Raw genomic sequence first — 25,326 nt, 5'->3', positions numbered from 1 at the left:
AGGCCCAAACTCCCGCACCACAGATCAATTCCTTTGAACGCCCATCACACCCTCGAAGTCGTACCCCTTAATGACGGCGGTTTGCCAAAACGCCGCGAACGTACGACCAACCGTGAGGTGTTTATGAGCGCGACCACTCCCGACGCTGCGCCGTCGTTATTCACCCGTCATCCGCTACGCCTGAGGCTCAACGGCCAGGCGCGGCAGCTTGAGGTGTTGCCCTGGACCACATTGCTGGATCTGCTGCGCGAGCAACTGGACCTGGTCGGCACCAAAAAGGGCTGCGATCACGGTCAGTGCGGCGCCTGCACGGTATTGCTCAACGGTAAGCGGGTGAATGCCTGTCTGACCCTGGCGGTGATGTGCGACGGCGCCGAGCTGACCACCATCGAAGGCCTGGCCGACGGCGAACAACTGCACCCGATGCAGCAAGCCTTCATCAAGCACGACGCCTTTCAATGTGGCTATTGCACGCCAGGGCAGATTTGTTCGGCGGTGGGGCTGGTGAATGAGGGGCGCGCGCAGACCACGGAACAGATCAAGGAACTGATGAGCGGCAACCTCTGCCGTTGTGGCGCCTACAGCAATATCCGCGATGCCATTGAAGAAGCGTTGCCCGCCTGCCAGCAAGGAGGCGACCAATGAATCCGTTCCATTACAGCAAACCGGATTCGGTGCAGGACGCCGTCCATCTCGCCGGCCCGGCATCGCGCTTCATTGCCGGCGGTACGAATCTGCTGGATTTGATGAAGGAAAACCTCACTCGCCCCGAACATCTGATCGACATCACCGGGCTGCCGTTGCGTGAAGTCACTGAAACGAAAAAGGGCGGGCTAATGATCGGTGCTTTGGTGAGCAACGCCGACCTGGCCTGGCACCCGGTGGTCGAGCAACGCTATCCACTGTTGTCCCAAGCCATTCTGGCAGGGGCCTCGCCGCAATTGCGCAACATGGCCAGCACCGGCGGCAATCTGCTGCAACGCACGCGTTGCTACTACTTCTACGACGCCAATGTGCCGTGCAACAAACGCGAGCCCGGCAGCGGTTGTCCGGCGCGGGACGGATTGAACCGGATTCACGCGATCTTTGGCGCCAGCGTGCACTGCGTGGCCACGCATCCGTCCGATATGTGCGTGGCACTGGCTGCGTTGGAGGCGGTGGTGCATGTGCAAGGTCGCAATGGCGCAAGAACCATCGAATTTTCTGACTTTCATCGCCTGCCTGGGGACAACCCCGAGCGCGACAACCAATTGGCCGACGATGAACTGATCACCGCCATTGAACTGCCCGCCGCCGGTTTCGCCGAACACAGTCGTTACCTGAAGATTCGCGACCGTGCGTCCTACGCATTCGCGCTGGTTTCGGTGGCTGCCGCGCTGGAAATGACCGGGCCAGTGATTCGCGAGGCACGTCTCGTCCTCGGTGGGGTGGCCCACAAACCGTGGCGTGACGAAGCTGTAGAGCGTTGGTTGGTGGGCAAAGCGGCCAGCCGCGAAACCTTCGCCGCCGCTGCCGACGCTTTACTGCAAAACGCGCAGCCCCTCGAACACAACGCTTTCAAAGTCACCCTGGCACGCCGCGCGATTGTCCGCGCCCTGAGCGATGCCGCGCAGGGAGGGCAAGCCTGATGAATACCTTCACCAAGCCGATGGGTCAGCCACTGGATCGCGTTGACGGCCATCTCAAGGTAACCGGCCAGGCACGCTATGCCGGTGAGTTTCCCGAGGACGGCCTGCTGCATGGCAGCGTGGTGTCCAGTCGCATTGCCCGCGGTCGAGTGATCAGCATTGATGCGTCTGAAGCGCTCGCGCTGCCTGGCGTGGTTGCGGTGATCGATCACCGCAACCGCCCGACGATCGCCAGTTATGACAAAGACTACGAAGACGCCGACTCGGCCGAGGGCTCGCCGTTTCGCCCGTTGTACAACGATCGGGTGCTGTACAGCGGTCAGCCGTTGGCACTGGTGGTCGCGGATAATCTTGAACTGGCGCGGTATGCCGGCTCATTGGTAAAGATTGAATACGAAACCGAGCCGCATCAGACCGATCTGCTGATCTTGCAGGGCGAAGCCCATCCGGCGCCGGCCGAAGTCCCCAAGCCCCGTGGGAATTTTCAGGCCGAGTTTGCCGGTGCGGCCATGAGCCTGGATCTGAGCTACAGCACGCCCATCGAACACCACAACCCGATGGAACCCCACGCCAGTACGGTGCTGTTCCAGGCGGATGGCAGTCTGCACATCCATGACAAGACCCAAGGTCCGCAGAACTGTCAGTCCTACGTGCAGAAGGTCTTTGGCCTGGAGAAAGAGCAGGTCAGAATTTTCGCTGCCTATGTCGGTGGTGCGTTCGGTTCCGGCCTGCGGCCGCAATATCAGCTGCCGCTGGCGGTGATGGCGGCGCTGCACCTCAAGCGTTCAGTGCGCGTGACATTGACCCGCCAGCAGATGTTCACTTTCGGCTATCGCCCCCGCACCTTGCAGCGTCTGCAATTGGGCGCTGCAGCCAATGGGCGTTTGCTCGCGGTAGCGCACACGGCCATCGGCCAGACCTCGCGTTTCGAGGACTTCACCGAACATGTGGTGGAGTGGAGCGGCATGCTCTACCACTGCGACAACGTGCAACTGACCTACAAACTGTTGCCACTCGACGTGTTCACGCCGTTGGACATGCGTGCGCCGGGTGCGGCGCTGGGGTTGATTGGCCTCGAATGTGCGATGGACGAACTGGCCTGCGCACTGGCGATCGATCCGATTCAGCTGCGTTTGATCAACTACGCCGAGCGCAATCAGAACGAAGACAAACCGTATTCCAGCAAAGAGCTGCGCGAATGCTATGCCCAGGGCGCCAGCCATTTTGGCTGGGACAAGCGTAATGCAGAACCTCGCAGCATGCGCCAGGGCCGGCAACTGGTGGGCTGGGGCATGGCCGGCGGCGTCTGGGAAGCGATGCAGATGAAGGCCAGCGCCAAGGCCAGTCTCGATCACAACGGTCAGTTGACGGTCAGCAGTGCGACCACGGATATCGGCACCGGAACCTACACCGTGATGACGCAAATCGCCGCCCAGGCGTCAGGCGTTTCGCACAAGGACGTCACCTTTGTCCTCGGTGACTCTTCATTACCAACGGCGCCGTTGCAAGGTGGTTCGTTTACCGTGTCGTCGGTCGGAACCGCCGTGCAGCAGGCTTGCGAAGCATTAAAGGAAAAACTGTTAGCGGTGGCACGCCAGACCTATCCGGCTTTCGGCGGTGTCACTCTGGAACAGGCGACGTTCGAAGAAGGGCAGTTGTCCTTCGGTGACGCGCGGGTATCGCTGGCCGAACTTGCAAGAGACAGCGGCGAAGAAACCCTGGATGTTCAGATAGACGCCGAACCCGACAAAAAACGCGAGGCCTACGCCACAGCCACCCACTCGGCGGTATTCGTCGAAGTGTTGGTGGATGAAGATTTAGGCACGGTGAAGGTCAACCGAGTGGTCAGCGCAATCGCTGCGGGCCGGGTGGTCAATCCGAAAATGGCCCGCAGCCAGATTCTCGGCGGCGTGGTGTGGGGCATCGGCATGGCGTTGCACGAAGAGACGCAAACCGACCATGCACTGGGCCGTCACATGAATCACAGCCTCGCCGAGTACCACATTCCGGTAAACGCTGATATCGGCGACATTGAAGTGCTGTTCGTCGAAGAAAACGATGAGATCGTCAACGCCCTGGGTTCCAAGGGCGTCGGCGAGATCGGCATCGTCGGCGTGGCAGCGGCGGTGGCCAATGCGATTTATCACGCCACCGGCAAACGGGTGCGGGACTTTCCCGTCACCCTGGACAAGTTGCTCTAGACCTTCGCCTCTTCGACCGCCACATGCATGCGGTCGCGGTTGGCCAGGGTCGGGAACAGTTTGATCCAGGTCCCGGTCACCACCAGTGTGCCGATGCCGCCCATGACCACGGCCGGCACGGTGCCGAACCAGTGGGCGGTCAGGCCGGATTCGAACTCGCCCAACTGGTTCGAAGCGCCGATAAACAGTCCGTTCACGGCGCTGACCCGGCCGCGCATTTCATCCGGGGTTTCCAGTTGCACGAAGGAGGCGCGGATCACCATGCTGATCATGTCCGCCGCGCCCAGTACCACCAGCACCGCCAGCGAGAACCAGAACGACGTGGACAAGCCGAACGCGATGGTGGCCACGCCGAAGATGCCGACAGCGGTGAACATCACCCGTCCGACCTTGCGCTCCACGGCAAATCGCGCCAGGAACAGCGACATCAGCAGCGCGCCCACCGCTGGCGCCGAACGCAGCAGGCCGAGGCCCCAGGGGCCGGTCAGCAGAATGTCCTTGGCGAATACCGGCAGCAACGCCGTCGCGCCACCCAGCAGCACGGCGAACAGATCCAGGGAAATCGCCCCGAGAATGTCCGGGCGGCTGCGGATGAAACGAATGCCGGCCAGCAGCGAATCCATGGTCGCCTTGCCCTTGTTCAGCGGCGTTTGCCGGGCTGGCAGGTTGAGCATCAGCGAGCAGGCGATGATGTACAGAACGACCGTGGGGCCATAGACCCAGACGCTGCCGAACGCGTAAAGCAAACCGCCGAGTGCCGGAGCGACGATAGTGGCCGATTGCTGCGCCGATTGGGCAGCGGCCACCGCGCGGGGGAACAGTGCACTGGGCACGATGCTCGGCAGCAGGGCCTGGGTGGTCGGCATCTCGAACGAGCGCGCGGCACCGAGCAGGAACGCGAGGATGAAGATCATTTCCCGGGTGACGTGATCGGTGGCGCTGCCGATGGCCAGGGAAAGGGCGATCAAGGCTTGCAGGGACTGGCAGATCGCCGCGATCTTGCGCCGGTCGTAACGGTCCGCGACATGCCCGGTGTGCAGCATGAACAGCACTCGCGGGGCGAACTCGACCAACCCCACCAGGCCCAGGTCCAGCACGTTGCCGGTCAATTGGTACAGATTCCAGCCGATGGCCACGGTGAGCATCTGGAAACCGCTGGCGGTAAATACCCGGGCCAGCCAGAACGCGATGAAAGGGCGGTGATGACGTAACAGCAGGGGCGCTTGGCTGGGCATCTGAAGGCAGGTCTTGAGCGAGGTGAAGGTCGAGATTATCACCAAGCTGTAACAAGAAGTTGCGCTGACAAGAATTTTAGGTAGCTAAGCATCGATCAAGACACCGGTGCATGCTATTCCTTGTAGCAGCTGGCGAAGCCTGCGTTCGGCTGCGCAGCAGTCGTAAAACCAGACAACACGGTACGTCTGCTAGACCGAGGTGGCAGGACTAACGACTGCTGCACAGCCGAACGCAGGCTTCGCCAGCTGCTACAGGAGGGCGGCGGCTGCGACATAAGGGTCGTGAGGCAACCTGTCACGCGGCAAAAGACCACACCGTCCATCGTCTAAAATGGGACTACTCTTTCAACGTTGCTTGATCCAGATCAATACCCCACAAGGAATTGATCCGGCGGCCAGACGGCCAGACTCCCTACGTTGTGATGTTTTTAAAAAAAGAACGAATTGGAATTCGCCACACTCCATATCCGTGGGGGCAGAGTGGGTGCAGGGTCATAAGCCCTACAGCCGGTATTACCTGACAGAGGAAGACTTATGTTCGGTTTGGAGGCACTTGATCTCGCCCGGATGCAGTTCGCGTTCACCATCTCGTTCCACATCCTGTTCCCGGCCATCACCATTGGCCTGGCGAGTTACCTGGCGGTACTCGAAGGCCTGTGGCTGAAAACCAACAACGATACCTACCGCGATCTGTACCACTTCTGGTCGAAGATCTTTGCCGTGAACTTCGGCATGGGCGTGGTCTCCGGCCTCGTCATGGCCTATCAGTTCGGCACGAACTGGAGCCGTTTCTCGGACTTCGCCGGTGCCGTCACCGGGCCGCTGCTGACCTATGAAGTGCTCACAGCCTTCTTCCTCGAAGCCGGGTTCCTCGGCGTCATGCTGTTCGGCTGGAACAAGGTCGGGCGCAACCTGCACTTTTTCTCCACCGTCATGGTGGCCATTGGCACGCTGATTTCGACGTTCTGGATTCTCGCGTCCAACAGCTGGATGCAGACGCCACAAGGCTTTGAAATCATCGACGGCCGAGTGATTCCGGTGGACTGGCTGGCGGTGATCTTCAACCCGTCGTTCCCGTACCGCTTGATGCACATGGCGACGGCGGCATTCGTGGCGACCGCATTCTTCGTCGGTTCCTCGGCGGCGTGGCACTTGCTGCGTGGTAAAGACAACCCGGCGATTCGCACCATGCTCTCGATGGCCATGTGGATGGCATTGATCGTGGCGCCGATCCAGGCCGTCATCGGTGACTTCCACGGCCTCAATACGCTTAAGCATCAACCGGCGAAAATCGCCGCGATCGAAGGCCACTGGGAAAACGTCGGTGATGAACCGACTCCGCTGATCCTGTTCGGCTGGCCGGACATGAAAGCCGAGAAGACCAAATTCGCCGTCGAGATTCCGTATCTCGGCAGCCTGATCCTCACGCACTCCCTGGACAAACAGGTGCCGGCGCTCAAGGACTTCCCGCCTGAAGACCGACCGAATTCGACCATCGTGTTCTGGTCGTTCCGGGTCATGGTCGGGCTGGGCTTCCTGATGATCTTCACTGGTTTGTGCAGCCTGTGGCTGCGCAAGAGCGACAAGTTGTATACCTCGCGACCGTTCCTGTACCTGGCGTTGTGGATGGGCCCGTCCGGCCTGATTGCGATCCTTGCCGGCTGGTTCACCACTGAAATCGGCCGTCAGCCGTGGGTGGTCTATGGCTTGATGCGCACGGCGGACGCGTCCTCCAATCACAGCTTCATGCAGATGAGCATCACGTTGGTGCTGTTTGTGGTGGTGTATTTCGCGCTGTTCGGCGCCGGTCTTGGCTACATGATGCGCCTGGTGCGTAAAGGGCCGAAGATCGACGAAGGCAAGGAAACCAACGAGGGTGGCCCTGGCAAGAAACGCACGCCGTCCCGTCCGCTCTCCGCGGCTGACGATGATGACGCCGACAGTGACCACAGCCACAGCCTGACCAAGGAGATTTGAATCATGGGTATCGATCTTCCGCTGATCTGGGCCGTGATCATCATCTTCGGCATCATGATGTACGTGGTCATGGACGGTTTCGACCTGGGCATCGGGATTCTTTTCCCGTTCATTCCAGGCAAGACCGACCGTGACGTAATGATGAACACCGTCGCGCCCGTCTGGGACGGTAACGAAACCTGGCTGGTACTGGGCGGCGCGGCGTTGTTCGGCGCGTTCCCGCTGGCCTATTCGGTGGTGCTGTCGGCGTTGTACCTGCCGCTGATTTTCATGCTGATCGGGCTGATTTTCCGTGGCGTGGCGTTCGAGTTCCGCTTCAAGGCCAAGGACGACAAGCGCCATCTGTGGGACAAGGCCTTTATCGGTGGCTCGATCGCCGCGACGTTCTTCCAGGGTGTAGCGCTGGGGGCGTTCATCGATGGGCTGCCGGTGGTTAACCGCCAGTTTGCCGGTGGTTCACTGGACTGGCTGACGCCGTTCACGATGTTCTGCGGTTTGGCGCTGGTGATTGCCTACGCATTGCTCGGTTGCACCTGGCTGATCATGAAGACCGAAGGCAAGTTGCAGGAACAAATGCACAACCTGGCGCGGCCATTGGCATTCGTGGTGTTGGCGGTGATCGGTATCGTCAGTATCTGGACGCCGCTGGCCCATCCCGAGATCGCATCACGCTGGTTCACCCTGCCGAACTTGTTCTGGTTCCTGCCGGTGCCGATCCTGGTGCTGGTGACCATGTACGGCCTTATCCGCGCGGTAGCTCGCAATGCGAACTACACACCGTTCCTGCTGACCCTGGTGCTGATCTTCCTCGGTTACAGCGGCCTGGGCATCAGCCTGTGGCCGAACATCGTGCCGCCGTCGATCTCGATCTGGGACGCCGCCGCACCGCCGCAAAGCCAGGGCTTCATGCTGGTGGGCACGCTGTTCATCATCCCGTTCATCCTGGGCTACACCTTCTGGAGCTACTACGTGTTCCGCGGCAAGGTCACCCATGAAGATGGTTACCACTAGTAGGAGCAAAGCTTGCTCGCGATGGCGTCATCACAGGCGCCATCAACTTCAAGAGAGGATTAAGCCATGTCCACAAAACCTACCCTGCACGACATCGAACAGGCCGAAAAAAAGCCGCTGTGGCAGCGGCTCGGATGGTTGGCGATGATCTGGACCGGCAGCGTCGTGGCACTGTTTATCGTGGCCAGCCTGATGCGCATGTTCATGAATGCCGCCGGCCTGAGCACCCACTGAAACACCCCGCCATTCCCATCCCGTTGCCTCGCGGCACGGTTTTGTAACCCTCCTGACGGAGGGTTTTTTTTGACCGTGATTACTTGCGGGCTTTGAGAATGACGAATTTCGGTGTGGCCGCCACTTGCTCGACGCCGCGAAACAGTCGCGCCAGCTTGCTGTGATAACCCAGGTGGCGGTTGCCGACGATGTACAGCGCGCCGCCGACCACCAACGCTTCCCGGGCTTGCTGGAACATCCGCCAGGCCAGGAAATCGCCGACCACCTGTTGCTGGTGAAACGGCGGATTGCACAGCACTACGTCCAGGGATTGCGGTTCTTGGCCGGCCAGGCCGTCGCCGGCTCGCACAATCACCTCGCGTTCACCCAACGCCGCGCGCCAGTTTTCGCTGGCCGATTGCACGGCCATGAATGACTCGTCCACTAGCGTGTAGTGGGCTTCAGGGTTTTGCAGGGCGCTGGCGATTGCCAATACGCCGTTACCGCAACCGAGATCGGCCACTCGCGCCGTGCCGAGGTTCTTTGGCAAATGCGGCAGAAATGCCCGGGTGCCGATATCGAGCCCTTCGCGGCAGAACACGTTGGCGTGGTTGAGCAGTTCGATCGCTGGTTCGTCGAGCAGGTAACGGGAGGGGTAGGGCGAGGCGGCCGGTGCCTTGGGTTCAGGCGTGGCGATCAGCAGCCGAGCCTTCTTCACCGCCAGCGAGGCTTGTACCGGGCCGATGTAGCGCTCCAGCAAATCCCCGGCAGCACGAGGCAAGTGCTTGACCATCGCCGCCGCAATCACCTGGGCGCCCGGCGCCAGTTGGCCTTGCAGACGAATCAGTTGTTCTTCCAGCAAGGCGAGGGTTTTCGGCACCCGGATCAACACCCGGTCGAACGGCCCGACGAAGGCTTCATTGGCTGGCACGCTCGGCACCGCATCAAACGCCTGGCCATTACGGACCAGGTTATTTTCCAACCCCTGAAAGGCCAGGAACGAGTCGCCGCTGCTGGTGACCTGAACCTTGCCCGCCAGGCTGGCCGCCAATGCGCCAAAACTGTCGTTGAGCACCAATACCCGAGAGTCCGCGGTCGGTTGCTGCTCGGCCAGATGATTGAGCAGGTATTCGTCGGCAGCATCGAACGCTTGCAGCGGTTCGTTTTGCTGTTCGGGCTGGCGGATCAGGTCGAGTTGGGCGAAAGCTGTTTCGAGCAAAGGCATGGGGCGGGGGGCTCTGGATAATCAACGGATGTCCCGCGGCCCAGGGGCGATGTAGCGGGCGGAACCGACCGAGTGGACTGCGCCGTGAAGTTTTACACGTCAACACTCAGGAAGGATCGCAAATGGTACGTTTTTTTCTATTGGATTACCCGCAGGTTTTCCTTGTGGCGGGCCGTTTCAGATGGCACCGGTCCTTGTCGCTGCACACACCGCAGCAATCTTGTTGCAGACCCCCAGTTTCTCAATTGCCCGATGCACGTGGAAATTCACTGTGCGCTCGCTCAGGTTGAGGATTATGGCAATTTCGTACGCGGTCTTGCCATCGGCGGACAATCTCAACACCTCGACTTCCCGGGGCGACAAGCGCGGGGTACTGGGCTTCGATATTTTTTTCGGCAGGGTCTTGGCGGCCAGAGCGTGCAGATGTCGACCGATGAACACCGTGAAGCCGAGGTTTTCATACAGTTCATAAGCGGTAATCGGGCAATGGCTTCTGGCCAGGCTCAGCATGCTGTACAGGCCGCTTTCCGCATCATGGAATGATTGCGACCAGCCGTGTTGCAGTCCTTGTTGTTGCAAGGCTTGCCACAGCCACGGCGTTTGGGAGAAAAGATCTTCAGTCCATAGAATCGGCAACATGGAATGATTGCAGTGAGCCACTATTGGGTCGATGGCGCTAAATTTGTTTTGTTCATATTGAGTGTTCCAGTCAGGGGGGAAATTGTTCCGGTTCAGAATGTAGTCGTGGGTATCAAGTGCTTTTGAAGTTATTGAAAAGGCACAGAATTTAAACCCGAGATTTTTTACGAAATTAAGTGAGATCTGGTAAGCGATGTCGATTTCTTTGGCATAGGACAGCTGCGTTAACTGTGACTCCTTCCACATTTCCATGTTCAGGCCTCCATGTGCATTTTTCCTCTGGGGTGCCTATTTGGATCCGGGATCCGGCACGTCCCGAGTGTAGGACTATTCCTACGGAAGTGCTCTGAATTTTTTGATATTGATTAGGCCTGGAAGTGCAGAACTGGTTCTTACCGTATGTAACATTTGCATAACACTCAAGCACGAAAAGCGACATGTAAATAGTCGAAGTGCTAATGGGGAGTGGCAAATTAATGTTGTTCAGAATAAATAAGATCAAGAGGCATTAGTTAAAGCCACTACAAACCATCGGTGTTTAAGTCGTCTGCTTTGCGGGACACTGGCCTCACCTGTCTAATGGAGTGCCCCATGACCGCCAGTGCAGAAAAATTCACCCGCCAGACCCTGCTCGACGTCCAGCCTTTGACGCCGAGCCTGTTCACCTTGCGTACAACCAGGGACTCGGGCTTTCGCTTTCGCGCAGGGCAATTCGCTCGACTGGGTGTGACCAAGCCAGACGGCAGCACGGTATGGCGTGCCTACTCCATGGTCTCGTCGCCCTATGACGAGTTTCTCGAGTTTTTTTCCATCGTCGTACCGGGGGGCGAGTTCACGAGCGAACTGAGTCGCCTGGAAGTGGGTGATACGTTGCTGATTGAGCGGCAAGCCACCGGCTACCTGACCCTGGATCGTTTCGTCGATGGCCGTGATCTCTGGTTGTTGTCCACAGGTACAGGGGTGGCACCGTTCCTGTCGATCCTGCAGGATTTCGAGGTGTGGGAAAAATTTGAACGCATCATCCTGGTCTACAGCGCGCGCGAAGGCCGGGAACTGGCCTATCAGGAGTTGATCGCGGGGTTGGCGCAACGTGACTACCTGGCGGAGTATGCCCACAAGCTGCAATTCATCCCGACCGTAACGCGCGAGCAGCCTCCAGGTGTCCTGAATGGACGGATCACCACCCTGATTGAAAATGGCGAACTGGAGCGGGCCGCGGGGCTGGAGCTGACGCCAGAGCACTCGCGCGTCATGATCTGTGGCAACCCCCAGATGATCGATGACACCCGCAAATTGCTCAAACAACGCGATATGAACCTTAGCCTCAGCCGACGGCCCGGTCAGGTGGCGGTGGAAAACTACTGGTAAAAAAACGGCGCCCCGAAGGCGCCGTGTTTCATTGCCAAACAGCCTTCAAGGCCGGTCGTTCTGTGCCTTGAGCAGATCACGGATCTCGCTTAGCAGCTCTTCTTCCTTGGTCGGAACCGGTGGAAGGGTCGGTGCTACGGCCTCTTCGCGCTTCAGACGGTTGATGGCTTTGACGCCCATGAAGATCGCGAACGCGACGATGATGAAGTCGATCATGCTCTGAATGAACTTGCCATACGCCAACATAACCGCCGGGATGTCGCCATTGGCAGCCTTTAGGGTGATGGCCAGGTCACTGAAATCCACCCCACCGATCAGTAGGCCGATGGGCGGCATGACCACATCGCCGACAAACGACGAGACGATCTTGCCGAAGGCCGCGCCGATGATGATACCGACGGCCATGTCGACCACATTGCCTTTGACCGCGAAGGCCTTGAACTCGTTAAGCACGCCCATAGGTTATTTCCTTGTTACAGATGAGGTTGGTGAACGCAGTGTAAATCAGCAAAACGCATCCTGCTCTACACAACTGCTTACATCGTTTGCCTGCTATCGACCCACTCATTCCAGGAAAGTTTACAAAAGGCCACCATTCGCGCGCGTTTTACCCCCTCTAGACCGGGCCTTCCAGCACCTTTTCGCTATCACCCCTGTTTGGCATTTCTATTTAGGTTTTGGGCCGTCGGTCACTAGCCTCTGTTGAGCGCACCTGGATGCGCTTTATAAAATCAGAGGAAACTCCTATGACAACTTCCCTTGGCCTCGGGGCTGTTCCCCATCGCCGCGCCCTGGGCGTTTTGACCGCCAGCTTGCTGTCCTTTTCCGTGAGCGCCGCCACCCTGACCCGCGATAACGGTGCGGCCGTCGGCGACAACCAGAACTCGCAAACAGCCGGCGCCACGGGCCCGGTGCTGCTGCAAGACGTGCAACTGATCCAGAAGCTCCAGCGTTTCGACCGCGAACGCATTCCTGAGCGCGTGGTGCATGCCCGTGGTACCGGAGCCCATGGCACGTTCACCGTGACCGACGACCTCAGCGACCTGACCAAGGCCAAAGTGTTCGCCGGCGGCCAGAACACGCCAGTGTTCGTGCGATTCTCGGCGGTCGTCCATGGCAACCATTCCCCGGAAACCCTGCGCGACCCTCGCGGCTTTGCCACCAAGTTCTACACGGCGGACGGTAACTGGGACCTGGTCGGCAACAATTTCCCGACGTTCTTCATCCGTGACGCCATCAAATTCCCGGATATGGTCCATGCCTTCAAGCCTGATCCGCGCACCAACCTTGACGATGATTCGCGCCGTTTTGATTTCTTTTCCCATGTGCCGGAAGCCACGCGCACCCTGACCGAGCTGTATTCCAATTCAGGAACACCGGCCAGTTATCGGGAGATGGACGGTAATGGGGTTCATGCTTACAAGTTAGTGAATGCCAAAGGCGAAGTGCACTACGTGAAGTTTCATTGGAAAAGTTTGCAGGGCATTAAAAATCTCGATCCGAAGGACGTCGCCAACGTTCAAGGCCAAGACTACAGTCATATGACTAACGATCTGGTTACTCATATAAATAAAGGGGACTTTCCGAAGTGGGACTTGTACGTTCAAGTTGTGAATCCTCAAGACTTGTACAAGTTTGATTTCGATCCTTTGGATGCAACGAAGATCTGGCCAGGTATTCCTGAGCGAAAAGTTGGACAAATGGTCTTGAACCGTAATCCGGCCAATGTGTTCCAGGAAACCGAACAAGTTGCCATGGCTCCCGCCAATCTAGTTCCCGGAATAGAGCCTTCGGAAGATCGTTTGTTACAGGGTCGAGTGTTTTCCTACGCCGATACTCAATTGTATCGCCTGGGCGCCAATGCCCTGCAACTGCCGATCAATGCGCCTAAGGTTGCGGTGAACAACGGTAATCAGGACGGCGCGATGAACAGCGGTGCCAGCAGCACCGGTGTGAATTATCAGCCGAGCCGTTTGCTGCCCCGCGAGGAGCCGCAAACCGCACGTTACAGCCAGTCGGCGCTGGCGGGCAGCACCCAGCAGGCGAAGATCCAGCGTGAGCAAAACTTCAAGCAGGCCGGCGATCTGTATCGCTCGTTCAGCCAGAAGGAGCGCCAGGATCTGATCGATAGCTTCGGCGGCTCCCTGGCCACCACCGACGACGAAAGCAAGCACATCATGCTGTCCTTCCTTTATAAGGCCGACCCGGAATATGGCACCGGCGTGACCAAGGTCGCCAAGGGTGACCTGGCCAGGGTCAAGACATTGGCGGCCAAATTGGTCGACTGATCCCGTTTGCCTGAAAGCGGGGCCTCGTTCGAGGTCCCGTCAGACCAAGGAGCCTGGCCATGCGTTTCTATCTATCCGTGTTTCTGGCAGCACTCTCGTTCAGTGTGTTTGCCAATCCGGCGGCGGGCGTACCAAAAGACCCCGCCGCGTTGAAAGCTCAATTGCAGGATTACTACTTCGACGCAGCCCGCCGTGGCGATGTGCCGATACTCGACACCTTTATCGAGGCGGGCTATTCCCTCGATACGCGAGACAGCAAGGGTTACACCGCACTGATTCTGGCGGCCTACCACGGCCAGACAGCCGCTGTGGACCGTCTGCTCGCGGCCGGCGCCGATGCCTGCGCCCAGGATCAGCGGGGCAACACCGCGTTGATGGGCGCCATTTTCAAGGGCGAAGTGCAGATCGCGCGAACCCTGTTGGCCGCCAACTGTAGCCCCGACCAACGTAACGGTGCCGGGCAGACGGCGGCGATGTACGCCGGGTTGTTCCATCGTGTCGAGTTGCTGGATGCGCTCAAGGCCAAGGGCGCCGACCTGAATGCCGAAGACCCGCAAGGCAATAGCGCCGCGCGTCTGGCCAGCGGTGAAATCCGCAACGCGGTGCCGCGCTGATCCGCTCCAGCTGAGCTATCATCGCGGTTTTTGCCGGGAGTTCAGATGGCCAAGGCCAAGCGCATGTACGGCTGCACCGAGTGCGGCTCCACCTTCCCCAAGTGGGCTGGCCAGTGCGGCGAGTGCGGGGCCTGGAACACGCTGACCGAAACCATGGTCGAGAGCGGCGGCGCGGCGGCGCCCAGCGGTCGCACCGGTTGGACCGGGCAGCAGGCGCAAATCCGGACCTTGGCGGAAGTCAGCGTCGAAGAGATTCCACGGTTTTCCACGGCTTCCAGTGAGCTCGATCGCGTGCTGGGCGGCGGTCTGGTGGATGGCTCGGTGGTGTTGATCGGCGGTGATCCCGGTATCGGCAAGTCGACCATTTTGTTGCAAACCTTGTGCAACCTCGCCAAGAGCATGCCGGCGTTGTACGTCACGGGTGAAGAATCCCAGCAGCAAGTGGCCATGCGCGCCCGTCGCCTGGGTTTGCCCCAGGACAAGCTGCGGGTGATGACCGAAACCTGCATCGAAACCATCATCGCCACGGCCCGGCAAGAAAAGCCCAAGGTCATGGTGATCGACTCGATCCAGACGATTTTTACCGAGCAACTGCAATCGGCACCCGGCGGCGTGTCCCAAGTGCGGGAAAGCGCGGCGTTGCTGGTGCGCTATGCCAAGCAGAGCGGTACGGCAATTTTCCTGGTGGGTCACGTGACCAAGGAAGGCGCATTGGCCGGCCCGCGGGTGTTGGAGCACATGGTCGACACCGTGCTGTATTTCGAAGGCGAATCCGATGGGCGTTTGCGGCTGCTGCGGGCGGTGAAGAACCGTTTCGGTGCGGTGAATGAGCTGGGCGTGTTCGGCATGACGGACAAGGGGCTGAAAGAAGTCTCCAACCCTTCAGCGATTTTTCTCACGCGCGCTCAGGAAGAAGTCCCGGGCAGCGTGGTCATGGCGACGTGGGAAGGCACGCGACCGATGCTGGTTGAGGTGCAGGCGCTGGTCGATGACAGTCATCTGGCCAACCCGCGTCGGGTCACGCTGGGGCTGGATCAGAATCGGCTGGCGATGTTGTTGGCGGTATTGCACCGGCACGGTGGCATTCCAACTCACGATCAGGATGTGTTCCTCAACGTGGTCGGCGGGGTGAAAGTGCTGGAAACGGCCTCTGACCTGGCGCTGATGGCGGCGGTCATGTCGAGCCTGCGCAACCGGCCATTGCCCCATGATTTGCTGGTGTTTGGCGAAGTGGGATTGTCGGGCGAAGTGCGCCCGGTGCCGAGCGGTCAGGAACGCCTGAAAGAAGCCGCCAAGCACGGCTTCAAGCGCGCCATCGTGCCCAAGGGAAACGCGCCGAAAGAAGCGCCGCCGGGGTTGCAGATCATTGCGGTCACCCGGTTGGAGCAGGCCCTCGACGCCTTGTTCGAATAGCCTGCCCCATTGCCTGCAACACAACTTGTAGCAGCTGGCGAAGCCTGCGTTCGGCTGCGCAGCAGACGCAAAACCTGAGTGCGAGATTTTCTTGAAACACCGAGTCGCCTGACTTCACGACTGCTGCGCAGCCGAACGCAGGCTTCGCCAGCGGCTACAAGGGGCGCAGGTCGTCAAACCTCGATCAGCGCGCCCAGTTCGCGTTCCAATTCCTCTGGATCGCCCAGGTTGAACTCAATCAACCGCCGCAAGCGCTCGATGGATTCCAGGCTGATGTGTTTGCAGACAAAGCCGAGCTGGCCATGGTCATCGTGGGTCAACATCACATCCATCTTGATCTCGACGTCCTCGTTGAGATGAATATCGACCAGAAAGTGCCAGTCCGGATTACCCAGCCAAGGCTCGGGTTTCTCGATCAACAGCCCCTTGAGTGACAGGTCAATCAGCTTCACCGGCCAGGTGAGTTCTCCCTGGCTCAGCTCGGTTCGGGCATCGAACGCAAAACGTTTGAAGCGGCGGCGATCGGCAGGGTGTTCGCTCATGGCGCAATCCTCATAAAGGTTCGCTGACTATAGACCCGCATCGACAAAGGCTGCCAGCACAGTGATGGCTCTCGACCAATGTCGGACTATGGTCTTTGGCGCCAGTAGAGCTAAACTCGGGGTGGCTGTCTTTCTTGTCCACCCTGGCTGGAATAAAAAAATGAAAAATAATAATAGCCTGCTACGCCATTTACCCTGGCTGCTGCTGGCAATCGTAGGAGCGTGCGCCCTTGGCGTAGTGGCATTGCGTCGAGGCGAGGCGATTAACGCCTTGTGGATTGTGGTCGCTGCCGTGGCCATTTATCTGGTTGCCTATCGTTACTACAGTCTGTTTATCGCCAACAATGTGATGCAGCTCGACCCGCGCCGGGCCACCCCCGCCGTGCTCAACAATGATGGCCTGGACTACGTCCCGACCAATAAACATATCCTCTTCGGTCACCACTTTGCAGCGATTGCTGGCGCGGGGCCTTTGGTCGGTCCGGTATTGGCAGCGCAGATGGGTTACCTGCCCGGTACGCTGTGGCTGATTGCCGGCGTAGTGCTGGCCGGTGCCGTTCAGGACTTCATGGTCCTGTTCATGTCCACCCGCCGCAACGGTCGTTCCTTGGGCGACATGGTCCGTGAAGAAATGGGCCGCATCCCCGGGACCATCGCGCTGTTTGGCTGCTTCCTGATCATGATCATCATCCTCGCGGTGCTGGCGCTGATCGTGGTCAAAGCCCTGGCCGAAAGCCCGTGGGGTATTTTCACAGTGATGGCGACCATTCCGATCGCGATGTTCATGGGCATTTATATGCGCTACATCCGCCCGGGCCGCATCGGTGAAATCTCCGTGGTCGGCGTCTTGCTGCTGCTGGGTTCGATCTGGCTGGGCGGGCAGATTGCCGCTGATCCGGTCTGGGCCAAAGCGTTCAGCTTCACTGGCGTGCAGATTACGTGGATGCTGGTCGGTTACGGTTTCGTGGCCGCCTCGTTACCGGTGTGGCTGATCCTGGCGCCGCGTGACTACCTGTCAACGTTCCTGAAAATCGGCACCATCATCGCCTTGGCGATCGGGATTCTGATCACCATGCCTGAGCTGAAAATGCCGGCATTGACCCAGTTCATCGACGGCACCGGGCCGGTGTGGAAGGGCGGGTTGTTCCCGTTCCTGTTCATCACCATCGCTTGTGGCGCGGTCTCGGGTTTCCATGCGCTGATCTCTTCCGGCACTACGCCGAAGCTGCTGGATAACGAAGTCAATTCCCGTTACATCGGCTACGGCGCGATGTTGATGGAATCCTTCGTCGCCATCATGGCGATGGTTGCCGCCTCGGTGATCGAGCCAGGCGTGTACTTCGCCATGAACAGCCCGGCCGCGGTGGTCGGTGGTGATGTGGTGGCCGTGGCGCAAACCGTCAGCAGCTGGGGTTTTGCGATTACTCCGGAAGCCCTGCAAGCGGTGGCCCATGACATCGGTGAAACCACCATCCTCGCCCGTGCCGGCGGTGCACCGACCCTGGCGGTGGGTATCGCGCAGATTCTGCACAGTGTGTTGCCGGGTGAAAACACCATGGCATTCTGGTACCACTTCGCGATCCTGTTTGAAGCGCTGTTCATCCTGACCGCCGTCGATGCCGGCACCCGAGCCGGGCGCTTCATGCTTCAGGATTTGCTTGGCTCCTTCGTCCCGGCGCTCAAACGCACGGAATCCTGGACCGCCAACCTGATCGCCACCGCCGGTTGTGTCGCGATGTGGGGCTGGTTGCTGTACCAGGGCGTGATCGATCCGTTGGGGGGGATCAACACCTTGTGGCCGCTGTTCGGCATCTCCAACCAGATGCTCGCCGGCATCGCGTTGATGCTTGCCACGGTCGTGTTGATCAAAATGAAACGCCAACGCTACATCTGGGTGACCATGCTGCCAGCGGTGTGGCTGCTGATCTGCACCACGACTGCCGGCTTCATCAAGCTGTTCGATGCGAATCCGGCGATCGGCTTCCTGTCGCTGGCGAAAAAATACAGCGATGCCCTGGCCAACGGCCAGATCCTCGCCCCGGCCAAGGACATTACGCAGATGCAGCACGTGATCTTCAACGCCTACACCAACGCAACGCTGACCGCGCTGTTCCTGTTTGTGGTGTTCAGCATCCTGTTCTATGCGCTCAAGGTCGGGATTTCCGCCTGGGGCAGCAAAGAACGTACGGATAAAGAAGCGCCATTCCAGGCTGTGCCGGACGCGTAACTGAGGATTGCAAACATGTTCAATGACCTGAGTCGCCTCGGTAAATACCTCGGTCAGGCCGCGCGCCTGATGGTCGGCATGCCCGACTACGACAATTACGTCGAGCATATGCAAACCAAACACCCGGACAAACCGATGATGACCTACGAGATGTTCTTTCGGGAACGTCAGGAGGCGCGTTACGGTGGCAAGGGTGGGCCGAAGTGCTGTTAACCTGACGCCAGGTTGACGCAATTCCCCTTGTGGGAGCGGGCTTGCTCGCGAAGAGGTCGTGTCATTCAACATTAATGTCGACTGACACGACCTCTTCGCAAGCAAGCCCGCTCCCACATTTGTTTTGTGTTGATTTCTAATTTTTGTGAAACAGGAGACTCGAGTTGTCCTCTCCCATCCCGGTAACGATCCTCAGCGGCTTTCTCGGCGCGGGTAAAACCACGCTGCTGCGCCATCTGCTCAAAGCCGAGCACGGCCTGAAAATCGCCGTGATCGAAAACGAATTCAGCGATGCCGGTATCGACACCCAGTTGTTGGGCGACGAACCGGTGCAAGTGATGACGCTGTCCAACGGCTGCGTCTGCTGCACCATTCACACCGACCTGACCAAGGCCCTGTACCTGCTGCTTGAGCGCCTGGACAGCGGTGAAATCGCCTTCGACCGCCTGGTGATCGAATGCACCGGCCTGGCCGATCCGGCCCCGGTGGCGCAAACCTTCTTCATCGATGAAGAACTGCGCGAGCGTTACATTCTCGACGGCATCATCACTTTGGTGGATGCGGCGCATGCCGAAACCCACCTGACCCAGACCATCGCCCAGGCGCAGATCGGTTTTGCCGATCGCCTGCTGGTCAGCAAGCGGGATCTGGTGGACGAGCCGACCTTCAGCGCGTTGAGTGAACGCCTGACCCGCATCAACCGCCGTGCGCCGATTCGGATTGTCGAGCACGGCAAGATCGACCTGGCTGAATTGCTCGACGTACGCGGCTTCAACCTCAACGCCGACCTTGGCGCTGGCATGAGTTTGCGACCGGTGAGCAAGGCGCCGTCGATTGACCGCATCTCCAGCCTGGTGCTGCGCACCGATAAACCGCTGGATCTCGACAAGCTCAGTGAGTTCATGAATGAACTGCTGGAAGACCACGGCAAGCAACTGCTGCGCTACAAGGGCGTGCTGAACATTGTTGGTGAGCCGCGGCGCATGGTGTTTCAGGGGGTGTTGAAGTTGTATGGCTTCGATTGGGACACCGAATGGGCCGAGGGCGAGGCGCGGGAAAGCGTGATCGTGTTTATTGCTGATGATTTGCCGGAAGAGAAGATTCGTGAGGGGTTTGAGCGAGTTGCTGCAATCTGAAAGATTGTTGGCGTCTGTTATGGCCATTTCGCGAGCAGGCTCGCTCCCACAGGGTGAATACATTCTAAATGTGGGAGCGAGCCTGCTCGCGAAGGCGATCTAACCGGCAACACGACTTTGACTAAGAGTCGGCTCCGAGTTCAGCAATGTCTCTTCCAAATGATCCAGATGCCGGCTCAACAATGTCACCGCCCTCGCAGCATCCCTGCGCTCCACAGCCTCCAGAATTCCCTGATGCACCTGCCACACGCAATAACCTTCCACCGGCGCATCAAACTGCGCAATCGCCAGCGATGTCAGCGGCACCAGACTGCCGAGAAAGTGCGCCAATGGTGCATTCCCCGCCATTTCCGCCAACTGCAAATGAAACTCCCCCGACAACCGGATGGCCGGACCACGGGCGGTGCATAGGCGCTCGCTATCGATCAAGGCGCGTAGAGGTTTCAAGTCTTGCGGGCGGGATTGCTGGCAGACCAGACGCACCAAGGTGATTTCGGTCAGTCGCCGTGCATGCAGCATCTGCCGGGTTTGCTCGCTGTCGAGTGCGGCAACACGGGGCCGATGGTTGGTCCGAAGGACGATGATCTGCTGATGGGACAAGCGCGTCAGCACGTCGCGAACGTCACTGCGCCGGGCGCTGAACAGCTGCGCCAGGCTTTCTTCCGTAAAACGACTGGCGGCATCAATGCGCTGTTCGAGAATGGCGTCGAAGATCCGCGAATAGAGGTCATCCGCCCGCCGGGGAAAGGGCAGGGCGGTGAGGTTTTGTGCTGAGGCGAAGCTGTTCATGGCCTGTCTCCAGTTCGAAGCAGTTCAACTGCCGAGGTTGTCGTCCGGAATGTTCAGTTCGATGCCCATCCGTTGGCCTTCACGCAGGATGTGCCGACGCATCTCGGCACTGGCCTGGGCGCTGTTCTTGCTGCGGATCGCGCGTACCACGGCTTCGTTTTCCTCTAGGCGTTCGGCCAGATGTTCCGGCGAATTGCGCAACACCTCGGCGCTTTGCTTGAGGGCGTTGCTGGTCTGTTGCACCACGCTCTGGAAGATCGGGTTCGAGGTCAGGGTGAACAACTCTTCGTGGAACGCGATGTAGGCGTTGACCCCGGCTTCGCTGTCGTTGGCCTCCAGGGCTTCGCGCATGTCCATTAGGGTCAGGCGCAGTTGCCCGACTTCCTTGCTGCTGATCGATTGCGCCACCAGCCCGACGATAAACGGCTCAAGGGTATAGCGCAGTTGCAGCACGTCCTCCAGGCTTGCGCCGGCCACTGCGCTGTCGTGGCGTTGGCTGTCGCTGAGGTTGGCCTCGAGCACGACCACGCCTTTGCCCGGCATGGAGCGCACCAGGCCGAGGGTTTCCAGCACGATGACTGCCTCGCGCAGACTCGGGCGGCTGATGCCCAGTTGTTCGGCCAGTTCGCGCTGGCCCGGCAGCATTTCGCCGGAGCGCCACTGACCACGGGCCAGCGCGGCCCGAAGTTTTTCTACGACTGAAGTGACGACGGTTGATGTGGTGATCACTGTTCGCTCCATGAGCATCGATGACGGGTGGTTGAGCGCCGACAGGCAAGATCAAAAGATCGCAGCCTTCGGCAGCTCCTACAGGTGTTGTGGAATTAGAAGTCTTGTTGATGCGCCCCGGCCGCAGGCTTTCTCGGCTGGAAGGTATAACCCTGCTGTCCGGAAAGCACCTTGTTTGCGCGCTGGATATCAATGTCTCTTTCCCAGCGAGCGATGGCCACGGTGGCGACGCAGTTGCCAATCAGGTTGGTCAGCGCCCTGCCGATGCCCATGAACCAGTCCACCGCCAGCACCAGCACCAGGCCGACCACTGGAATCGCCGGGATGGCGGTCAGGGTTGCCGCGAGAATCACCAACGCCGAGCCGGGAATGCCGTGGGCACCTTTGGAGGTGATCAGCGACACCAGCAGAATCGTCAGCAGGTCGGTCATGGCCAGCGGCGTTCCGGTGGCGTTGGCGATGAACACGATGGCCAGGGTCAGGTAGATCGAGAAACCGTCGAGGTTGAAGGAATATCCGGTTGGAATCACCAGCCCGACTGTCGAACTGCCGATGCCCAGGTGTTCCAGCTTGCGCATGATTTGCGGCAGCACGGCGTCGGACGAAGCGGTGCCCATGACGATCAGCAACTCTTCACGCAGATACTTGAGCAACGGCCACATCCGCAGGCCGGACAGGCGCATCACCAAGCCGAGGATCAGCGACACAAACGCAGCGCAGGTCAGGTAGAACAGACCCACCAGGCTGCCCAGGTGTTGCAGCGAATCCAGGCCATATTTGCTGGTGGTGAAGGCGATGGCGCCAAACACGCCAATCGGCGCCAGGCGCACGATCATGCCCATGATGCGAAAGATCACGTGGCTGAGCTCGTTGATCAGTCGCGAGATGCCCGAAGCCGCTTCGCCCACCAGGTTCAACGCGCTGCCGAACAACACCGAAAACAGCAGCACTTGCAGGATGTTGTTGTCCGCGAAAGCACCAATCACCGACGTCGGAATCAAGTCCATCAGGAACTGCGTGGTGGTGTGCATCTGCTGGCCGCGCTGGGCCAGATCGCCCATGTCGGCCTTGGCCAGTTGATCCAGATGAATGTTCGCGCCGCTGCCAATGCCGGTGCTGAAGGCGAACACCAGGCCGATCACCAGGGCGATGGTGGTCAGCACTTCAAAGTAAATAACCGACTTGAGGCCGATGCGCCCGACCTTCTTCAGGTCGCCGGCACCGCTGATGCCGCTGACCACTACGCAGAACACGATGAGGCCGATGAGCATCTTGATCAGTTTGATGAAGCCGTCGCCCAGCGGTTTGAGTTGGGCGGAGTATTCGGGAAGGGTCAGCCCGCAGACGATGCCGAGCACCAGTCCGAGAACCACTTGAAGGAAGATTGAACGCGAGCACCATCTGAGCATGGGAGGAATCCTGGTCGGTGTCCTGGCTGCCGTGCGCTTGAACGCATCAGATTCAGGACTTAATTATTGTGGTCTTACCGGTATGTCCAGTGCAGGCGCAGTCTACGCTCGGTTTTTTCTCGATGACAAGTGGAAATAGCACAATTGGCATGACCGGTCTGACCAGTGGCCGTAGCCGCGTAGGAGCTGGCCGAAGGCTGAGATCTTTTGATCTTCTTCCGTTATCTCAGAACGTCAAAAATTAAAAGACCGCTGTCCCCGGCCACTCCTCGGTCAAATGCCGATCACTGTTCAATCGTTAGGGGGAACGGGGTAGTGGGTTTCAGCGACGCTTAGATTGAAAGTGACTGCATGCCCAGTGCCGATGTCGGCAATGTAGTGATAAGAGGAGCCACGGAATATAAGGCCGCCGAGTAATCCCCCGTCGACCACTTGGAGTTTTACTCTGTGAGGGGTGTCTTTCAGATCGTCCAGGGTAATAACCTGGTTGTTTTCGTCGAGTATGTTGAATGTGCCAAGGTCGTCCAGGTCGCGGTCAACAGCCCCCACAATGTTTGATCTTCCCATATTGAGTCTCAACGAGGGTCGAGGATTATTGTCCATGACATAAACTTCGTAGCCATTGCTGGTAAGCCAGAAGTACAACTTGAGTTTTTCTACAGTTCTCGTGTTTTTAGTCGGGCGATAGCCCAGAAACGCTGAGTCATCATAGGTTTTTGCCCTTCCGCTGAAGTGGCCGCCGTTGGCAAAGGTCGGTGTGGCCAGCGCTGGTTTACCGTAGAGGGTGCCAAGGAAATTCAGGTGTGCACCGGGCATTTCCAGGAACGCGGTAAAGGACTTGAGAATAAATTGGCTCATAAAGTCGACTCTCTAACTTCCATGTTTGGGTAGTCTGGTGTTTCAGTTGAATCGAGAGCTTAACTTTTATCGGTAGTGACGGCGTCGGTGTGTATGTCACAGGATTTTTCTTGTTTGTCCGGGGCTTTGCAGGAGTGTGCTTGATTGTTGTTTTTGGAACGTAGCTTGGAACCCTGGGAAACCTGCAGTCAGACATTATTTTCGGGCATTAAAAAACCCGGCTGATCAGCCGGGTTTTTTTGTTTCAACTAACCGCCATCAGGCGCCGTATACCGGCAGCTTCTTGCAGATGGTCTTGACCTTCTCACGAACGGCGTCGATCACCGCTTCGTTGTTCAGATCAGCCAGGATGTCGCAGATCCAGCCGGCCAGCTCTTTGCACTCGGCTTCCTTGAAACCACGAGTGGTCACAGCCGGAGTACCGAAACGCAGACCGGAGGTCACGAACGGGGAGCGTGGATCGTTTGGCACGGAGTTCTTGTTCACGGTGATGAAAGCCTTGCCCAGAGCGGCGTCGGCGTCTTTACCGGAGATTTCCTGCTTGATCAGCGACAGCAGGAACAGGTGGTTTTCAGTACCGCCCGATACCACGTCGAAACCGCGCTCGATGAACACGCCGGCCATGGCCTTGGCGTTCTTCACCACTTGTTGCTGGTAAGTCTTGAACTCAGGTTGCAGCGCTTCCTTGAAGCAGATCGCTTTCGCAGCGATCACGTGCTCCAGCGGGCCACCCTGGGCGCCCGGGAAAACGGCAGAGTTCAGCTTCTTCTCGATGTCGGCGTTGGCGCGAGCCAGGATCAGGCCGCCACGTGGACCGCGCAGGGTCTTGTGCGTGGTGGTGGTCACGACGTCAGCGAAAGGCACCGGGTTCGGGTAGACGCCAGCGGCGACCAGACCGGCCACGTGGGCCATGTCGACGAACAGGTAAGCGCCAACCTTGTCAGCGATTTCGCGGAAACGCGGGAAGTCCAGAATCTGCGAGTAGGCAGAGAAACCGGCCACGATCATTTTTGGCTTGTGCTCAACGGCCAGGCGCTCGACTTCGTCGTAGTCGATCAGGCCATTGGCATCGATACCGTACTGAACGGCGTTGTACAGCTTGCCGGAGGAAGAAACGCTGGCGCCGTGGGTCAAGTGGCCGCCGTGGGCCAGGCTCATGCCCAGGATGGTGTCACCGGCTTGCAGCAGGGCCAGGTAAACGGCGCTGTTGGCTTGGGAACCGGCGTGCGGCTGAACGTTGGCGTAATCGGCGCCGAACAGCTCTTTTGCACGGTCGATGGCCAGTTGCTCAACCACGTCGACGAACTCGCAACCGCCGTAGTAGCGCTTGCCCGGGTAGCCTTCGGCGTACTTGTTGGTCAGTACCGAGCCTTGAGCTTCCATCACCGCAGGGCTGGTGTAGTTTTCCGAAGCGATCAGCTCAATGTGTTCTTCCTGGCGCTGAGCTTCTTGCTCCATGGCGGCAAAGAGATCGGCGTCGTACTTGGCAATAGTCAAATCACGGCTGAACATGGCGGTCCTCAAGGATCGGGGCAGAAAAGGGGGGCATTCTAACCCAATGGGTTTTAGATGGCATATGAAAGGACATCATGTCGCAGACAAGTGGGCTTC

General features: G+C 58.9%; 23 protein-coding genes. 13 read left to right on the top strand and 10 right to left on the bottom strand.

The window, feature by feature from the left end; genetic code table 11:
- Positions 1–123: 123 nt before the first annotated feature.
- The 3 genes from ACA071_RS27375 to ACA071_RS27365 are packed head-to-tail and all read left to right on the top strand — an operon-like array spanning position 124 to position 3,829.
- Complete coding sequence (locus tag ACA071_RS27375; RefSeq protein ID WP_497645396.1) at positions 124–645, top strand: (2Fe-2S)-binding protein; 522 nt, start codon at positions 124–126, stop codon at positions 643–645.
- Positions 642–1,628, top strand: coding sequence for an FAD binding domain-containing protein (locus ACA071_RS27370; protein ID WP_497641925.1), 987 nt, complete (start codon positions 642–644; stop codon positions 1,626–1,628). Before ACA071_RS27375 ends, ACA071_RS27370 begins: the two co-directional genes overlap by 4 nt.
- Entirely contained in the window at positions 1,628–3,829 is a 2,202-nt protein-coding gene (locus ACA071_RS27365) for a xanthine dehydrogenase family protein molybdopterin-binding subunit (RefSeq protein ID WP_497641924.1), read from the top strand. The genes ACA071_RS27370 and ACA071_RS27365 overlap by 1 nt, the downstream gene beginning before the upstream one ends.
- Here the strand turns inward: ACA071_RS27365 and ACA071_RS27360 are convergent.
- On the bottom strand, positions 3,826–5,064 hold the full coding sequence (locus ACA071_RS27360; protein WP_497641923.1) for an MFS transporter: 1,239 nt from the start codon (positions 5,062–5,064) through the stop codon (positions 3,826–3,828). The two genes, ACA071_RS27365 and ACA071_RS27360, sit on opposite strands and share 4 nt — an antisense overlap.
- Positions 5,065–5,598: 534 nt before the next feature.
- Between ACA071_RS27360 and ACA071_RS27355 the strand changes: the two genes are divergently transcribed.
- The 3 genes from ACA071_RS27355 (at position 5,599) to ACA071_RS27345 (ending at position 8,286) form a co-directional block, all read left to right on the top strand.
- Positions 5,599–7,041, top strand: coding sequence for a cytochrome ubiquinol oxidase subunit I (locus ACA071_RS27355; RefSeq protein WP_497641922.1), 1,443 nt, complete (start codon positions 5,599–5,601; stop codon positions 7,039–7,041).
- A gap of 3 nt (positions 7,042–7,044) precedes the next feature.
- Positions 7,045–8,052: a cytochrome d ubiquinol oxidase subunit II gene (cydB, locus tag ACA071_RS27350; RefSeq protein WP_497641921.1), complete on the top strand. Its 1,008-nt coding sequence runs from the start codon at positions 7,045–7,047 to the stop codon at positions 8,050–8,052.
- 66 nt (positions 8,053–8,118) lie between these two features.
- Positions 8,119–8,286, top strand: a complete 168-nt coding sequence (locus ACA071_RS27345) for a DUF2474 domain-containing protein (RefSeq protein ID WP_497641920.1) — start codon at positions 8,119–8,121, stop codon at positions 8,284–8,286.
- 79 nt (positions 8,287–8,365) lie between these two features.
- On the opposite strand, the gene ACA071_RS27340 is transcribed toward ACA071_RS27345, so the two are convergent.
- On the bottom strand, positions 8,366–9,490 hold the full coding sequence (locus ACA071_RS27340) for a methyltransferase (protein WP_497641919.1): 1,125 nt from the start codon (positions 9,488–9,490) through the stop codon (positions 8,366–8,368).
- A 177-nt stretch (positions 9,491–9,667) separates the two neighbouring features.
- Positions 9,668–10,381 (bottom strand): autoinducer binding domain-containing protein, encoded by a 714-nt coding sequence (locus ACA071_RS27335; RefSeq protein WP_497641918.1) that lies wholly within the window; start codon positions 10,379–10,381, stop codon positions 9,668–9,670.
- A 339-nt stretch (positions 10,382–10,720) separates the two neighbouring features.
- Here ACA071_RS27335 and ACA071_RS27330 point away from each other — a divergent pair, with 339 nt between their 5' ends.
- The gene (locus tag ACA071_RS27330; RefSeq protein WP_497641917.1) at positions 10,721–11,497 is read left to right on the top strand and encodes a ferredoxin--NADP reductase; all 777 of its coding nucleotides are present in this window, start codon (positions 10,721–10,723) and stop codon (positions 11,495–11,497) included.
- Positions 11,498–11,542: 45 nt separating this feature from the next.
- Here the strand turns inward: ACA071_RS27330 and mscL are convergent, their stop codons facing one another.
- The gene (mscL, locus tag ACA071_RS27325; RefSeq protein WP_497641916.1) at positions 11,543–11,956 is read right to left on the bottom strand and encodes a large-conductance mechanosensitive channel protein MscL; all 414 of its coding nucleotides are present in this window, start codon (positions 11,954–11,956) and stop codon (positions 11,543–11,545) included.
- Positions 11,957–12,243: 287 nt separating this feature from the next.
- Between mscL and katB the strand changes: the two genes are divergently transcribed.
- From katB to radA, 3 genes are read left to right on the top strand one after another with little or no spacing between them, the layout of a single operon-like run.
- Positions 12,244–13,785, top strand: coding sequence for a catalase KatB (gene katB / locus ACA071_RS27320; RefSeq protein ID WP_497641915.1), 1,542 nt, complete (start codon positions 12,244–12,246; stop codon positions 13,783–13,785).
- A gap of 59 nt (positions 13,786–13,844) precedes the next feature.
- Entirely contained in the window at positions 13,845–14,399 is a 555-nt protein-coding gene (locus ACA071_RS27315) for an ankyrin repeat domain-containing protein (RefSeq protein ID WP_497641914.1), read from the top strand.
- 45 nt (positions 14,400–14,444) lie between these two features.
- Positions 14,445–15,812, top strand: coding sequence for a DNA repair protein RadA (gene radA, locus ACA071_RS27310; protein ID WP_054051427.1), 1,368 nt, complete (start codon positions 14,445–14,447; stop codon positions 15,810–15,812).
- A 173-nt stretch (positions 15,813–15,985) separates the two neighbouring features.
- Here the strand turns inward: radA and ACA071_RS27305 are convergent, their stop codons facing one another.
- Positions 15,986–16,354 carry a PilZ domain-containing protein gene (locus tag ACA071_RS27305; protein ID WP_497641913.1) on the bottom strand — a complete coding sequence of 123 codons (369 nt, stop codon included), beginning with the start codon at positions 16,352–16,354 and terminating at the stop codon, positions 15,986–15,988.
- 160 nt (positions 16,355–16,514) lie between these two features.
- Here ACA071_RS27305 and ACA071_RS27300 point away from each other — a divergent pair, with 160 nt between their 5' ends.
- The 3 genes from ACA071_RS27300 to yjiA all read left to right on the top strand — a co-directional run bounded on the left by ACA071_RS27300 (position 16,515) and on the right by yjiA (position 19,930).
- Positions 16,515–18,581: a carbon starvation CstA family protein gene (locus tag ACA071_RS27300; protein WP_497641912.1), complete on the top strand. Its 2,067-nt coding sequence runs from the start codon at positions 16,515–16,517 to the stop codon at positions 18,579–18,581.
- A 15-nt stretch (positions 18,582–18,596) separates the two neighbouring features.
- The gene (locus tag ACA071_RS27295; RefSeq protein ID WP_497641911.1) at positions 18,597–18,794 is read left to right on the top strand and encodes a YbdD/YjiX family protein; all 198 of its coding nucleotides are present in this window, start codon (positions 18,597–18,599) and stop codon (positions 18,792–18,794) included.
- Positions 18,795–18,958: 164 nt separating this feature from the next.
- On the top strand, positions 18,959–19,930 hold the full coding sequence (yjiA, locus tag ACA071_RS27290; RefSeq protein ID WP_497641910.1) for a GTPase: 972 nt from the start codon (positions 18,959–18,961) through the stop codon (positions 19,928–19,930).
- Positions 19,931–20,029: 99 nt separating this feature from the next.
- Here yjiA and ACA071_RS27285 read toward each other — a convergent pair whose 3' ends face one another.
- The 5 genes from ACA071_RS27285 to glyA form a co-directional block, all read right to left on the bottom strand.
- Positions 20,030–20,719: a GntR family transcriptional regulator gene (locus tag ACA071_RS27285; RefSeq protein WP_497641909.1), complete on the bottom strand. Its 690-nt coding sequence runs from the start codon at positions 20,717–20,719 to the stop codon at positions 20,030–20,032.
- Between the two features lie 24 nt (positions 20,720–20,743).
- A complete protein-coding gene (locus ACA071_RS27280; RefSeq protein ID WP_497641908.1) occupies positions 20,744–21,448 on the bottom strand; it encodes a FadR/GntR family transcriptional regulator in 705 nt (234 codons plus the stop codon).
- Between the two features lie 95 nt (positions 21,449–21,543).
- Positions 21,544–22,857 (bottom strand): C4-dicarboxylate transporter DctA, encoded by a 1,314-nt coding sequence (locus ACA071_RS27275; protein WP_497641907.1) that lies wholly within the window; start codon positions 22,855–22,857, stop codon positions 21,544–21,546.
- 291 nt (positions 22,858–23,148) lie between these two features.
- Positions 23,149–23,715 (bottom strand): hypothetical protein, encoded by a 567-nt coding sequence (locus ACA071_RS27270; RefSeq protein ID WP_497641906.1) that lies wholly within the window; start codon positions 23,713–23,715, stop codon positions 23,149–23,151.
- Positions 23,716–23,973: 258 nt separating this feature from the next.
- Positions 23,974–25,227: a serine hydroxymethyltransferase gene (glyA, locus tag ACA071_RS27265; RefSeq protein WP_123509173.1), complete on the bottom strand. Its 1,254-nt coding sequence runs from the start codon at positions 25,225–25,227 to the stop codon at positions 23,974–23,976.
- Between the last annotated feature and the right edge of the window lie 99 nt (positions 25,228–25,326).

The organism is Pseudomonas sp. LBUM1646 (assembly GCF_059716165.1).
This window is presented reverse-complemented; position numbering and strand designations above follow the sequence as displayed.